Source organism: Acidovorax sp. JMULE5 (genome assembly GCF_013376875.1).
In the GTDB taxonomy this organism is placed as follows: Bacteria; Pseudomonadota; Gammaproteobacteria; order Burkholderiales; family Burkholderiaceae_C; genus Acidovorax; species Acidovorax facilis.
In genome coordinates this window covers 1,868,118-1,881,648 of record NZ_CP035951.1, presented here as the reverse complement: position 1 = coordinate 1,881,648, position 13,531 = coordinate 1,868,118, and the positions used below count along the sequence as shown (strand labels likewise).

8 protein-coding genes are annotated in these 13,531 nt (G+C 70.2%); 5 read left to right on the top strand and 3 right to left on the bottom strand.

The annotated features are described in order from the left end of the window. Positions 1-82: 82 nt before the first annotated feature. The 3 genes from EXV95_RS08445 to EXV95_RS08435 form a co-directional block, all read right to left on the bottom strand. A complete protein-coding gene (locus EXV95_RS08445) occupies positions 83-667 on the bottom strand; it encodes a midcut-by-XrtH protein (RefSeq protein ID WP_176886499.1) in 585 nt (194 codons plus the stop codon). 496 nt (positions 668-1,163) lie between these two features. Then, positions 1,164-5,315, bottom strand: coding sequence for a cadherin-like beta sandwich domain-containing protein (locus tag EXV95_RS08440; RefSeq protein WP_176886498.1), 4,152 nt, complete (start codon positions 5,313-5,315; stop codon positions 1,164-1,166). Between the two features lie 204 nt (positions 5,316-5,519). After that, positions 5,520-6,569, bottom strand: coding sequence for a helix-turn-helix domain-containing protein (locus EXV95_RS08435; RefSeq protein ID WP_176886497.1), 1,050 nt, complete (start codon positions 6,567-6,569; stop codon positions 5,520-5,522). Positions 6,570-6,828: 259 nt separating this feature from the next. Here EXV95_RS08435 and EXV95_RS08430 point away from each other — a divergent pair, with 259 nt between their 5' ends. The 5 genes from EXV95_RS08430 (at position 6,829) to EXV95_RS08410 (ending at position 13,511) form a co-directional block, all read left to right on the top strand. Then, complete coding sequence (locus EXV95_RS08430; RefSeq protein ID WP_255484963.1) at positions 6,829-7,185, top strand: hypothetical protein; 357 nt, start codon at positions 6,829-6,831, stop codon at positions 7,183-7,185. A 183-nt stretch (positions 7,186-7,368) separates the two neighbouring features. After that, entirely contained in the window at positions 7,369-8,646 is a 1,278-nt protein-coding gene (locus EXV95_RS08425; RefSeq protein ID WP_176886495.1) for a TolC family protein, read from the top strand. 36 nt (positions 8,647-8,682) lie between these two features. Continuing rightward, positions 8,683-9,255, top strand: coding sequence for a hypothetical protein (locus EXV95_RS08420; protein WP_176886494.1), 573 nt, complete (start codon positions 8,683-8,685; stop codon positions 9,253-9,255). Next, the gene (locus EXV95_RS08415; protein ID WP_176886493.1) at positions 9,252-10,382 is read left to right on the top strand and encodes an efflux RND transporter periplasmic adaptor subunit; all 1,131 of its coding nucleotides are present in this window, start codon (positions 9,252-9,254) and stop codon (positions 10,380-10,382) included. The genes EXV95_RS08420 and EXV95_RS08415 overlap by 4 nt, the downstream gene beginning before the upstream one ends. A 9-nt stretch (positions 10,383-10,391) precedes the next feature. After that, complete coding sequence (locus tag EXV95_RS08410; protein ID WP_176886492.1) at positions 10,392-13,511, top strand: efflux RND transporter permease subunit; 3,120 nt, start codon at positions 10,392-10,394, stop codon at positions 13,509-13,511. Positions 13,512-13,531: the final 20 nt, after the last annotated feature.

The following is a 13,531-nucleotide window of genomic DNA, read 5'->3' as shown; positions in this document are numbered from 1 at the left end:
TTTGATAGTGAATTTCAGGGCCCCCGGGCGCTGACTGCCATGCCACCGGGCGCGCCGCTGCGCAGCCCTGCGCGCACCCTTGTCAGCGCGGCTTGGACACCAGCAGGTTGCAGCTTTCGTCGGCAGCCAGCACCGTGCCTACGGTGCAGCGCGGTGGGTCGCGTGGGTCGCGGTCATTGTGCCCTGGGGTGAGGCTGACACCGGTGATGCGCACGCTCTGCCCGGTGGTGTTGCGCACCTGGTATTGGTGCATGTAGTCTGCAGCCGCCCGATCCAGCGAGGTGTGGTACGGAATGTCCGCCGTACCGCCTGACGGGTTGTTCAGTTGCACATCGTCTGGCGCGGGCGCCGCCTCGGCCGGTCCGCTCCAGGAGGTGGCCACCAGCATGGCAGCCGCCAGCACGCCGGGGGCAATTGCCAGCACCAGGCACGCCAGACGGCCGCGCGCCGCGCGCCAGGCCATCAGTGCCATCAACAGCGACAGCACCAGCACACCCCACTCCGCCAGTGTGGGCACCGGCTGCACAGGGCCTGCCAGCCCAGCCACATACGTGATGGCGCCTACCGGAGGCTGCGCCTGTGCCCAGGCCGACCCAGACGCCGCCAGGGCTGTGGTGGCCAGCACGCTGGCCACAGTGCGAAAGCGAGAGAGGAGGGTGCGCTTCATTGGAATGTTCCCTGTAAAAAAGAAAAGAAAGAAAATGTTTCTTGCGCTCACCTGTTAAGCGCTGGCAGCTATTAAAAGTAGAGCGTTTCAGGCAGGTGTGGACTGGTTGCAAGGTGGCGGCGTGGTTGCGGGGCGGGTGCTGGTCAGCGCAATGCCGAGAAACACACGCGGTGCTTTTCGCCCGCATGGGGTCTGTCGCTCACATCTGGGGGCCTCTGGCCGAAGCCGGGTCGTTGTGCCTTTTTTGTTCTTGGCGCTGCTGCGGAGTCCTGCATGCCTGTGGGTACGGGTACGGGTGCGATGGTGTGATGTTGTGCGCATTGCACCCGGCGGCTTGACCGGGTGTGTGCCGGGCGCTTGACTGAGCGTTCGCCGCGCGCGCCGGGCTCCGTGCACCGGGCGCCGGGAAGGGGCGCCATCCCCCTGGTGCGCAATGCGTCAATCGGTGTGTCGTCCGTATGTCGGTATGTATTTGATAGCTGTCAACGCTTTTCCATCAAGCGCCAGACGCGGATTTCTGCCCAAGGCTGCGCCATCGGGGCCAGGCCACCAGGGCGATCAGCAGCGAAAGCAACCCCAGGCCCCAGCCGTGCAGGGTCGGGATGGCTTGGGCGGGGCCCGGGCCTGGGGGCAGCGGCGCTAGCAGCGCTACCCCGCCTGGGTCCTGGATCACGCTGTTTTGCGTCCGGTCGTCGTCACCCGCGCCGCCGTCTTGCAGCGTCAGCGTCACCGTGTAGCCGCTGATGCGCGCGTCGGGGAACGGGTACCAGTGCGGCTGGGCGTTGTCCGCCGTACGGCCGAACTTGTAGTACACCGCGTCCTGCGGCAGGGTCTGTGGGTAGGTCAGCACCACGGTGGCCTGGCTTCCCTGCACGCCCTGGTCGAGGCGCAGGGACACCACGCCGTAGGGCAGCGTGACGCCAGGGGGCAGCGGCGCGTTGGTGGAGGCTGCGCTGTGCGTGCTGGCCTCTGCCACCCGCCAGCCGTTGCCCGCAGGCAGCGTCAGCAGCAGGGGCTGGTTGGCCAGGGGCCCCTCGGCCACTGACAGCGTCTGCTGCTGCGCGAACAGCGCCACGGAAGCCTCATCCGTCTGCAGGTTGGTCAACTGGCAGGCTGCACCCTGGCCGGCGCACGCTCCCGTCCACCCGTCGAACTGGTAGCCCGCGCTGGCCGTGGCGGTGCAGGTGGCGTTGGCGCCCAGCGCCACTTGGCCAGGCGTGCACACCGCCGTGCCGCCTGTCGCCGGGCTGGCCGTGGCGGTGACGGCGACGGTCACGGCGACGGTGCGCGTGGCCTGGATGGTGTAAGTGCGCGTGCTGCCGTCGCGGGCCTGCACCTGCACCGTGATGGGCACGGTGCCCCCAGCCGGCACGGTGATGGGGGCCGAGGCGCTGCCTCTGTCCACCGTCACCCCGGCCACGCGCACTGTGGCCGTGCCGAAGGCCAGCCAGGGTGTGAGGGTGAGCGCCGGGCTACCGGGGGGTATTTGCAGCGTGTACTCGGTCACATCGCCCGAGAACGCGGGCGCCAAGGTGCCGTGGGAGGGCGCCAACTGGGCCAGGTCGGGGGAGGTGTTGGTGATCCGCTTCAGGCCGCCGCCCCGGCCCATGGGGGCGTCCAGCAGCAGGTCGGGCTTGCCGTCGGCGTTGAAGTCGGCCACGGCCATGCGGTTGGGCGCCCAGGGCACCAGATGCCGCACCGATACCGCGAAGCTGCCATCCCCCTGGCCTGCCAGGATCGTGACGTTGTAGAAACCCCCGTTGCTATTGAGTACAGCCAGGTCCGGGTGGCCGTCGCCGTTGAAGTCGTCCACGGCCAGGTCTCTTGGTAGCTCCTGGCCAATATAGGTCGGCCAGCCGCTGGCAAGGCGCACCGGGCTGCCAAAACCGCCGCCCGGCAAGCCTTTGAGAATGAACACCACGCTGGCGTCGTTGGACTGGGCTGCCGCGATCAGCTCGGCCCGCCCGTCGCCGTCCAGATCCGCCAGGCGCGGCGAGGCAAACAGCCAGAACTGCCCTGTTGCGCCCAACGCCACATCCTGCGGCGGGCCAAAAGTGCCGCCGCCCGCTCCGCGCAGCAGCTGCAGCGTACCGGTCTCGTTGGCGAGCAGCAAATCCATCCGCCCATCGCCATCGACGTCCCGCCCCTGCAGATGCAGCACCCCGCTGAGCGTGCCCACCGCCTGCTCCGCTGCGAAGCGGTTGTCGCCCAGGCTGCGCAGCACCACCACGCCTTGCGCCTGTCCGGCCGAGACGATGTCGTCGCGGCCGTCGCCGTCCACGTCCACCAGCAGTGACGGGGGGCTGCTTGCCGGCGCCACCGGCTGCACCGCCAGCCCGGCAGTGCCCAGGCCTGCCCCGGTTCCCACGGCCAGCAGGGTCTGTGCGCTGCCCCCGGTGAGCACGTCGGGCCAGCCATCGCCATGCACATCGCCCACCGCCAGGCGCTGCGCGCCGCTGGTGCCCAGGGGCAGCCATTGCACAGCGTCCAGGCTGCCGTCCCCCCGGCCGCGCAGCAGGGCCAGTTCGGGCCGCGTGTATTCCAGCGCCAACGCGTCCGGGAGTCCGTCGCCGTCCATGTCTTGGGCGCCTACCGCCGCCACAAAATCGCCCGATAGTGCAAAGCTCTGCGGCGGGCCAAATTGCGCCGGGTTGCCCGATAGCGACACCGCCCCGACGGCCTCGCGTGTGATGCGCAGCTGGTAGGTGCGCTGCACCGTACCGTCGCTGGAGGTGACCTGCACCGGCACCGTATTGAGCCCCGGTGCCAGCGCCACGGCCGCCGCATGGCCGCCGCGCAGCACCCGTTGGCCCACGCGGGCGGAGGCCTCGGTATCCCCCAGGGTCAGGCCCACGCGCACCGAGGACATGACAAAGGGCACGCTGGCGCTGTAAGCAAGAACCGCCGGGTCGAACGCGGGGCCCAGGCTGCCGTCTGACAGCGTGAGGCTGGCCAGCGAGGCATCGGCGCTGCCGCGCAACACGTCCAGCGTGTAGCGGGCGGTTTGCTGGCCATCGGTGCTGGTGATCTGGAGGGTGATGGCGTTGTGGCCGGGCTGCAGGGGGATCGGCGCCGAGGCCTCACCCGTCGCTACCGGGCTGCCGTTGACGAGGATGCTGGCCGTGGCGTCTTCCGGCGTGGGCATGAGCGTGATGGCGGCCGTGGTGCTGGCCACGCGTGCCGTGTAGGCCAGGGTGGCGGGGTGGACCGGCGGCCAGGGCGTGCCGCTGGAGAGCGCCAGGCCCTGCAGCCGCGCATTGTTGACCGCACTGGCGCGGATCACGCGCAGCATGTAGGTCTGCTGCGTGGTGCCGTCCTGCGCCGTGGCCTGCACGGCGATGGTGTTGAGCCCCGGCACCAGCGGCACGCTCACGGCGTGGCCCGCCGGAGTGGGGGTGTCGTTCACGGTAACGGTGGCGTCGCCGAAGGCCGGCGTGGCTGCAATCTGCAGCGCGTCCGTCGCATGTACCACCGAGGCGGAATACACCAGCACTGCCGGGTCGAACGCGGGGCTCAGCACCCCGGCAGACAGGGTGATCGCTGCAAGGCGCGCGTCGGTGCTGGGCGCGGCGCGGGCTACGTCCACCGTGTACATGCGCGTTGCCGAGCCGTCTTCCGCTGTCACGCCCACGTTGATGGCGGTGGTGCCCGCCTGCAGCGCCACGAACTGCGGCGCGCCTGCGGCGGCAGGGGCGCCGTTGACGGTGAGCGTGGCGGTCGACACGGCCGGTGTGGGCGTGACAGCCACCGAGGCCATGTAGGGCACGGCGGCGGTGTAGCGCGTCACCGCGCCGCTAAAGGCCGGGTTCAGCGTGCCCGCTGACAGGGTGAGGCCTTGCAGGTCGGCGTCGGCACTGGCGATGCGGGTGAGCGCCAGCGTGAAGGTGCGCGTGGCGCCGTTCTGCGCGGTGGACTGCACCGTCACCGTATTCGGCCCCAGGGCCAGCGGCACCTGCGCCGCGCCGCCGCTGGTCACCGGCTGGCCGTTGACGGTGATCTCCGGGCAGTCTGCCGCCGTGGCGGCCAGGGCCACCGAAGGCTGGTCCACCGTGGCGCTGTAGCTGGTGATGGCGGGATCGAACGCGGGCGTGAGCGTGCCGGAGGACAGGGCAATGCCGGTCAGTTCGGCATCCGTGCCGGGGCCAGTGCGCTCGATGGTGAGCGAGTACCTGACCCTGGACCATGTGCCGGACGACATGTACCGGCTCACGTTGATCTCCACCGCATTGGTGCCAAAGGCCAGCGGGGCCGCGCTCAGGGACCGGGTGGGTGTATCGCCATCCAGGTAAAAGTTTTGCCCCAGGGCGCTCACCTCATGCCGCCGCGCGGTGGGCTGCCAGCCGGTCAGGGTGATGACCTGCGGCGCGCAGTGGCCGATCTGGATGGGCGGCACCGTGACATCCAGCGGGTCGTCCTCCATCCCCACGGGGAAGTTGGCGGCCACACCGCCCACCGAGATGGCGGCCAGTTGTGCGAAGTTGGGGAACCCCGGCTCATCGTCGGCCGCCATGGCGCCGCCTGCCGCGCAGGCTAGCAGTGCGGCGGCCAGCCATGCCCGCCATGGGGGCCGGGTGCGCCCCCCGCCGGGCCGCGTGGCCGCGTTGTCGCAAAGGGTTGCCGAAGGGCGGGTGACCGCAGTGATTTTCATGGGACGTGAGCCAGTGGTGGGATAGGACATCCACGGTGCAGGCGTTGCACATGAAAAACGCCTCCGGCGCTTGTCTGTCAAGCGCTAAAAGCTATATTTTTAGGAGCATCTGAGGCAGGTGGACGAGCGCTGCTGGCGATCTTGTGGTGCCTGCGGCCGCGCAGCTTGACCGGGCGTCTGCCGGGCGCTTGACTGTGCGTTTGCTCAGAGCCCGAGCAGCCAGTCGGCGTATTCCACCGAGGCCGCGCTGGGCGCGGCCAGGCCCCGGCCGCCGTTGCGGGCGGATTCGGCGGCAGCGCGCACATCGCTCGGCGTGTGCCCGAAGGCAGCGCGGAAGGCGCGGCTGAAGTGGGCCTCGCTGGCGAAGCCCAGGCGGGTGGCCACGTCGGCCACGCGCAGGTGCCGGTAGGCGGCGTTGGACAGGGTCTGGAACGCGCGTTGCAGGCGGCGCTGCTGCACGTAGCGCGCCACGCCGCCCAGCGGCTCAAAGAGCTGGTAGAGCCGGTGGCGCGAGATGCCAAAGGTGCGGCACAGCGCGTCGGGCTTGAGGGGCGCGCCCAGGTGGCGGCCGATGTGCCGCTGAATTCGCTCCAGCGTGACGGCCTCCACCTGCGCGCGGGCCTCGGCCAGGGTGCGCTGGCTGGGCCGAAGGCAGGCGGCCAGCATCTGGGTGGTGGCGCGCACCACATCATCGGCCTGCTCCATGCCGATGGTGGGCAGCCGCCGGTGCAGCGCCCCCAGATGGTCCGCCAGCAGGCCGCCCAGCACGTTGTCTGAGCGCAGTACCGTGCCGTGCGGGTTGGCACTGCCTCCAAAGGCCTCGTCACCCAGCGCGCGCGGCACGATCAGCGACAGCACACGCGAGTCCTGGGCGGCGGTGTGCTGTGTGCGGGCCATGTCGAACACCACCACATCCCCCGCGCGCACCTGCAGGTCGTCGCGGTCGCTGCTCTGGCCGATGAAGCCGCCCTCGCGGTACCACTGCACCAGGTAGTGGTCCAGGCCGTCCTGCGCAGCGCGCGCCTGGCTGCGTGCAAAGCGCTGGGCGCCAAAGCGCAGGTCGCCCAGCAGCAGCTGGCCCAGGTGAACGGCATCAACCTGGGCGTGAAATCCGTCCGGCGGGCCGCTGTGCACCAGTGGGGCCACGTCAAACAGCACGGAGATACCGCTGCGCCAGGCTTCAAAGCGGTCCTCGCCGGACGACTGGGTGGTGGCAAAGGTGGTAGAGGGCAGAGGCTGGGCGGGCGGCGGCATGGCGCCGAGATCATAAGGGCCGCTGGCGCCATAAGCCTTGCCGGAGTCGCGCCAGCGCCAATATGGGCCACCCGGGCCCGTGGGTCCAGGTGGCTGTGCCCCGCGAGACCGTTGGATCGCGTCTTGCAGCCGATGTTCCTATTCCCGCTACCGCGCAGGCTCCTGGCACCCGGCCCCGGACCCTGCACGAGGAGGCCCCTCAGCGCGTCAGGCTATGGCCCGGTGCGGTTGGCACGGCTTGCATAGAATGCCGCAACCCATGCGCCGCCTGTTGCTCCTCTTTCTGTTGGTGTTCATGCCGCTTCAGTCCATCTGGGCGGCGGCCTCGCCCTATTGCGGGCACGAGTCAGCGCCGCAGGCATCGCACTTTGGCCACCATGTGCACGAGCACCATGGCGACGAAGGTGCCGACCACTCGGCCCCGGGCGGCAGCCCCAGCACCCTGGCCGACATGGACTGCCATGCCTGCCACGGCACAGGCGGCGGCCTGGCGCACAGTGCCAGCGCCCAGGCCATCGTGGTGGCCGTGGCGCACCCGCCTGGCCAGGCCGCACCCGCCTGGCCACCCGTACCCCTTACGCGCCCCGAACGCCCCAACTGGCCCTTCTTCGCCTGAGCGGCGAGGCGGGGGCTTGGGTGGCTCCGTTTCTTTTCCTGATGCTGTTGGAGACCTGCTGCCTGCCCTGGCAGTAGCGGTGCGCGTCTTGCTGTTGGCGTGCGTGCACCGCTGACCGTCCCCTTCATCCATCGCGCCTCGCCGATTTCAACCTGTGGCCCCCGGCCACTGCAGAGGAATCGGATGCAACCAACGAAACAACGACAACACTCGCCCATTGCCGCGCTGGCGGTGATGGCACTGGGCTGGGCACTGCTGGGCAGTGCCGCACAGGCCCAGACCTCCAACCCCGGCACAGCGCCGCTCACGCTCCAGGCCCTGTTCGAGCGGGCCTGGCAGTGCCAGCCCGAAGCGCAGTCTGCCGCCTTGCGGCGCGAGGCCGCGCAGGCCACACGCAGCGCAGCGACAGCCTGGACGGCCGAGCCCGCAGCGTTGGAGCTGTCCACCAAAACCGACCGCCCCGGCAGCAACCAGGGCAGCCGCGAAGCCGAAGTGGGCCTGGCCCTGCCGCTGTGGCTACCCGGCGAGCGCGCCCGCAAGGCAGCGCTGGCCGATGCGGAAGCGCAGGCGCTTAACAGCCGCCAGCGCGCCGCGCAGCTGCAACTGGCCGCCACTGTGCGCGAAGCCTGGTGGGCGGCGCAGCGCGCGCAGGCCGACTGGGCCCTGGCGCAAGACCGGCTGCTGAACGCCCAGCGCCTGGCCGCCGACGTGGCGCGCCGCGTGCGCGCGGGAGACTTGTCGCGCGCCGACCAGGCCCAGGCCGACGGCGCCGTGGCCCAGGCCGAAGCCGCCATGGCCGAGGCCCAGGGCGCACGGGACGCAGCGCAGGCCGCACTGGCTGCCTGGGGTGTGCAGGCCGTGCCCACCCTGGCGCTGGCCGACGGGGCAGAGCCCGAGCCCCCCGTGCCAGACGCCACGGCAGCCGCTGCCCAGCACCCTGCGGCGGCCGACTGGCAGGACCAGGCCGAGGTGGCCCGCCGCGCCGCAGACCTGGCCGCCGTGCAAAGCCGTGCCAACCCCGAGCTGACGGTGGCCGCCACGCGCGGCCGCGAGCAGGCGGGCGACCGCTACCAGCAGACCTTCACCGTGGGCCTGCGCATACCCCTGGGCGGGGGCGACCGTGCGCAGGCCAAGCAGGCTACAGCACGCGCCGATGCCATCGATGCCGAGGCGCGTGCTGCCGAGGAGCAGAGGCGCCTGGCCGCCGACATCGCCGCCGCCATGGCCCGCGTGAAGGCCACGCAGGCCCAGCGCGATGCGCTGGCACGCCACGCGGCGCTGGCGCAGGGCACCCGTGGCTTTGTCGACAAGGCCTTCCGCCTGGGCGAAGCCGACGGGCCCACGCGCCTGCGTGTGGAGCTGGATGCCGCCCAGGCCGAACGCCAGCTGGCCCGTGCACGCATCGACGCAGCGGCCGCCATCTCCCATCTGCGCCAGGCCCTGGGCCTGCTGCCGCAATGAACTCCCTGTGAATCCCGACCAATTTTTAAGACAACCATGGCACTCTCTTCCTCTTTCTCCACACTGGGCCTGGCCCTGCTGCTGGGCTTGCTACCGCCGACCGCGCTGGCCGGTGCTGGCCACGACCATGGCGAAACCCCCGCCGCCGCAACGGGCACGGCCCTGCCGCGCTTTGCCGCCACCTCCGACCTGTTTGAACTCGTGGGCGTGCTCGACGGGCAAAAAATCGCGCTCTATCTGGACCACGCGGGCGACAACAGCCCCGTGAAAGACGCCCGGCTGGAGCTGGACATTGCGGGCACCAACGTGCCCGTCACCCCCGTGGCCGAGGGCGAGTTCCAGGCCACCCTGGCTGCGCCGCTGGCCGAGGGTGTGAGCCCCGTCACCGCCACCGTGGCCGCAGGCACTGACACCGACCTGCTCGCAGGCGAGATCGACCTGCACCCCGCCGCTCACACCGATGCCGCACCGGCAGGGCTGGCCCGCCGCACCGCGCTGATCGCGGGCGCCGTGGCCGCCGTGCTGCTGGCGCTGGCCGCCGCGTGGGGCCTGCGCCGGGGCCGTGCTGCCCGCATGGGCGACAACCAGCGCGTGGGAGGTGCAGCATGAAGCGCTTCCATCCCATGCCCTCTTTGCTGGCTTTGCTGATGGCCACCGTGCTCAGCGCACCCCTGCCAGCCCTGGCAGGCCCCGGCCACGACCATGGCGATGCACCGCTCGCGCCCAGCGGCAACGGCCCCAGCCGCCAGCCCGATGGCAGCGTGTTTCTGCCCAAACCCGCGCAGCGCCAACTGGGCGTGCGCACCCTGGTGACTACCGCCGGGCAACACGCCAAGGCCTTTGAACTGGCAGGCACCGTGGTGATGGACCCCAACGCGGGCGGCAAGGTGCAGGCCGTGCTGGCCGGGCGGCTGGAGGCCGGGCCCAAGGGCCTGCCTGGCGTGGGCCAGGCGGTGCGCAAGGGCGAGGTGCTGGCCTATGTGGTGCCCACGGCGGGCGCCATCGAGCGCTCCAACCAGCTGGCCCAGCAGGCCGAGCTGCGCGCTGCGCGTGACCTGGCCGCACGGCGCGTGGCGCGCCTGACGGAGCTGGCCGACACCGTGCCGCGCAAGGACATCGAGGCGGCCGAGAGCGAGCTGCAGAGCCTCACCCAGCGCCTGGGTGCCGTAGGCGCAGGCCTGGCCACCCGCGATGCGCTGGTGGCCCCGGTGTCGGGCGTGATCGCTTCGGCCAATGCCGTGGCCGGGCAGGTGGTGGATGCGCGCGAGCTGGTGTTTGAGGTGGTGGACCCATCGCGCCTGCGCATCGAGGCCCTGGCCTACGACCCGGCACAGGCCCAGAGCGTGGCCGGTGCTGCGCTGGCCGTGGGCGGGCAGCGCGTGCCGCTGCGCTTTTTAGGCGCGGCGCGCAGCCTGCGCGAGCAGGCGCTGCCGCTGCAGTTTGCGGGCGACTCGGCCGTGCTGGGCACCTTGGCTCACTTGGCAATAGGCCAGCCGGTGCGCGTGTTCGTGCAGTCCACCGACAAGGTCGATGGCGTGCAGGTGCCCGCCGCAGCGTTGCTGCGCAACCCGGCCAATCAGACCATCGTGTGGGTCAAGGAGTCGCCCGAGCGCTTTGTGCCCCGGGTCGTCACCTCGGTGCCGCTGGACGGCACCTCGGTGGCCGTGACCTCGGGCCTGCAGCCCGGCGACCGCGTGGCCACGCAGGGCGCCACGCTCATCAACCAGGTCCGCTAAGGAGTCACGATGTTCAAGTGGCTTCTCGAAAACAGCCTGGTCAACCGGCTGCTGGTGCTCATCGCCGCCGCCGTGCTCATGGCCTACGGCGCCTTCACGCTCTCGCGCACGCCGGTGGACGTGTTTCCCGACCTCAACAAACCCACCGTCACACTCATGACCGAGGCGGGCGGCATGGCCGCCGAAGAGGTCGAGCAGCTCATCACCTTCCCGCTGGAGACCACGATGAATGGCCTGCCCGGTGTGGAGAGCGTGCGCTCCACCTCCAGCGCGGGGCTGTCGTTCATCTACGTCACCTTTGACTGGAGCACCGAGATCTACCGCGCGCGCCAGATGGTGTCTGAACGCCTGTCGTCCATGGAAGAGGGCCTGCCCAGCGGCATCACGCCGCGCATGGGGCCCATCAGCTCCATCATGGGCGAGATCATGCAGGTGGCCATCCCCATCGACGCAGGCAAGACCACGCCCATGGCCGTGCGCGAGTACGCCGACTGGGTGCTGCGCCCGCGCCTCATGGCCATTCCCGGCGTGGCGCAGGTGATCCCCATCGGTGGCGAGGTGCGCCAGTTCCAGGTGCTGCCCGACACGGCGCGCATGGCGGCGCTGGGCATCACGCACGACCAGCTCACGGGCGCGCTCAAGGGCTTTGCGGCCAATACCTCGGGCGGGTTTCTGGAACTGGGCGGGCGCGAATACCTCATCCGCCACCTGGGCCGCACCTCGCGGCTCGAAGACCTGCAGAACCTGGCCCTCGCCGCCAAAAACGGCCAGAGTGTGCTGCTGCGCCAGGTGGCAGATGTGACCTTTGCCGCCGCCACCAAGCGCGGCGACGCGGGCTTTGAAGGGCAGGGCGCCGTCATCCTGGGCATCCAGAAGCAACCCACGGCCGACACCATTGGCCTCACGCGCAGCATTGAGGCCGCGCTGGTGGACCTGAAGAACTCGCTGCCCGCAGGCATGGAGGCACCGCGCGTCACCTTCCGCCAGGCAAGCTTCATCGAGGCCTCGGTCACCACGCTGCAGGGCAAGCTCATGGGCGCCTCGGTGTTCGTGGCGGTGATTTTGTTCGTGTTCCTCGGCACGCTCAGGCCCACGGTGATTGCGCTCACGGCCATCCCGGTGTCCATCTTCATCACGGCGCTGGTGTTCAAGTATTTCGGCCTGTCGATCAACACCATGACGCTGGGCGGCCTGGCCATTGCCATTGGCGGCCTGGTGGACGACGCGGTGGTCGATGTGGAAAACGTGCTGCGCCGCCTGAAGATGGACCGCGCCAAGCACCCGAACCACCGCCTGCACCCCATCGAGGTGGTCAAGCTCGCGTCGATGGAAGTGCGCTCCGGCATCCTGTATGCCACGGCCATCATCGTGCTGGTGTTCTTGCCGCTGTTTGCGCTTCCGGGCATCGAGGGGCGGCTGTTTGTGCCGCTGGGCATCGCGTTCATCGTGTCCACGCTGGCATCGCTGCTGGTGTCGGTCACGGTCACGCCGGTGCTCGCCTTTTATCTGCTACCGCGCATGAAGAACCTGGACCATGGCGACACGCGCGTGGTGGCCTGGCTCAAAGCGCGCTACCGCAGCGGGCTCTCGGCTGTGCTGGCGCGGCCGCGTGCAGCCCTGGCCGTGAGTGCGGTGGCGGTGGCGCTGTCGGCAGCGGCGGTGCCGTTTTTCCCCACCACGTTCTTGCCGCCGTTCAACGAAGGCACGCTGCTCATCGGCATGCGGCTCAACCCCGGTGTCACGCTGGCCGAATCGAGCGCGCTGGCCCGCCAGGCCGAGGTGCTGGTGCGCCAGGTGCCCGAGGTCACGCACGTGGGGCGACGCAGCGGCCGCGCCGAGCTGGACGAACATGCCGAAGGCGTGCACGTGAGCGAGCTGGACGTGGGCCTGCTGCCTGCGGCCGAGCTCAAGCGCAGCATGGCCGAGGTGCAGGCCGACATCCGCAGCCGCCTGGCGCATCTGCCCGCTGCCATCGCCATCGGCCAGCCCATCTCGCACCGCATCGACCACATGCTCTCGGGCGTGCGCTCGCAAATCGCCATCAAGCTCTTTGGCGACGACCTGGACACCCTGCGTGGCCAGGCCGAGGCCCTGCGCGGGCGGCTGGCGGGCATCCCCGGCCTGGCCGACCTGGAGGTGGAAAAACAGGTGCTGGCGCCGCAGATCACCGTGCGCGTGGACTACGCCGCCGCTGCACAAATGGGTGTGCCCGCACCCCAGGTGCTGGCCGCGCTGCAGACGCTGGTGGAGGGCGAAAAAGTGGCCCAGGTGGTGGAGGGCAGCCGCCGCTTTGCGCTGGTGGTGCGCCTGCCCGACAGCGCACGCTCCATCGACGGCCTGGCGCGTGTGCTGATCGACACGCCACGCGGCCCCGTGCCCCTGTCGCGCCTGGCCACCATCGAAGAGGGCGACGGCCCCAACCAGATCAGCCGCGACGACGGCAAGCGCCGCATCGTGCTCTCGGCCAACGCGCAGGGCAGGGCGCTGTCCGACGTGGTGGCCGACATCCGCCAGGCTGTGGGCGACACGCGCCTGCCCGAGGGCTACTTCATCACCCTGGGCGGCCAGTTCCAGGCGCAGGAAGAAGCCAGCCGCCTGGTGGGCCTGCTCGCCATCGTCTCGCTGGTGCTGATGTTTGTGGTGCTGTACACGCGCTATCGCTCGGCCACGCTGTCGGCCCTCATCATGGCCAACATTCCGCTGGCGCTGGTGGGCGCGGTGCTGGGCCTGTGGGTGTCGGGCCAGCCGCTGTCGGTGGCGGCGCTGATCGGCTTCATCACGCTGGCGGGCATCTCGGTGCGCAACGGCATTTTGAAGGTGAGCCACTACCTCAACCTGATGCGCGTGGAAGGCGAGCGCTTTGACACCGCCATGATCGTGCGCGGCTCGCTGGAGCGCCTGAGCCCTGTGCTGATGACCGCGCTGGTCACCGCCTTCGCCCTGGCCCCCCTGCTGCTGGAGGCCGAACGCCCCGGCACCGAAATCCTGCACCCGGTGGCAGTGGTCATCTTCAGCGGCCTCATCAGCTCCACGCTGCTCGACACCTTCCTCACCCCGGCCCTGTTCTGGCTGTTTGGCCGCAAGGATGCCGAACGCCTTCTGGACGACAAGAACGCCGAAGCGTTCTGAGCTTTTCTTGTTTTGTTTTC

What these genes read in the sequence shown, in the direction of transcription:
- EXV95_RS08440 (WP_176886498.1), bottom strand. Translation starts at nt 5,315, where the DNA reads ATGAAAATCACTGCGGTCACCCGCCCTTCGGCAACCCTTTGCGACAAC.
- EXV95_RS08420 (WP_176886494.1), top strand. Translation starts at nt 8,683, where the DNA reads ATGGCACTCTCTTCCTCTTTCTCCACACTGGGCCTGGCCCTGCTGCTG.
- EXV95_RS08415 (WP_176886493.1), top strand. Translation starts at nt 9,252, where the DNA reads ATGAAGCGCTTCCATCCCATGCCCTCTTTGCTGGCTTTGCTGATGGCC.
- EXV95_RS08435 (WP_176886497.1), bottom strand. Translation starts at nt 6,569, where the DNA reads ATGCCGCCGCCCGCCCAGCCTCTGCCCTCTACCACCTTTGCCACCACC.
- EXV95_RS08425 (WP_176886495.1), top strand. Translation starts at nt 7,369, where the DNA reads ATGCAACCAACGAAACAACGACAACACTCGCCCATTGCCGCGCTGGCG.
- EXV95_RS08410 (WP_176886492.1), top strand. Translation starts at nt 10,392, where the DNA reads ATGTTCAAGTGGCTTCTCGAAAACAGCCTGGTCAACCGGCTGCTGGTG.
- EXV95_RS08430 (WP_255484963.1), top strand. Translation starts at nt 6,829, where the DNA reads ATGCGCCGCCTGTTGCTCCTCTTTCTGTTGGTGTTCATGCCGCTTCAG.
- EXV95_RS08445 (WP_176886499.1), bottom strand. Translation starts at nt 667, where the DNA reads ATGAAGCGCACCCTCCTCTCTCGCTTTCGCACTGTGGCCAGCGTGCTG.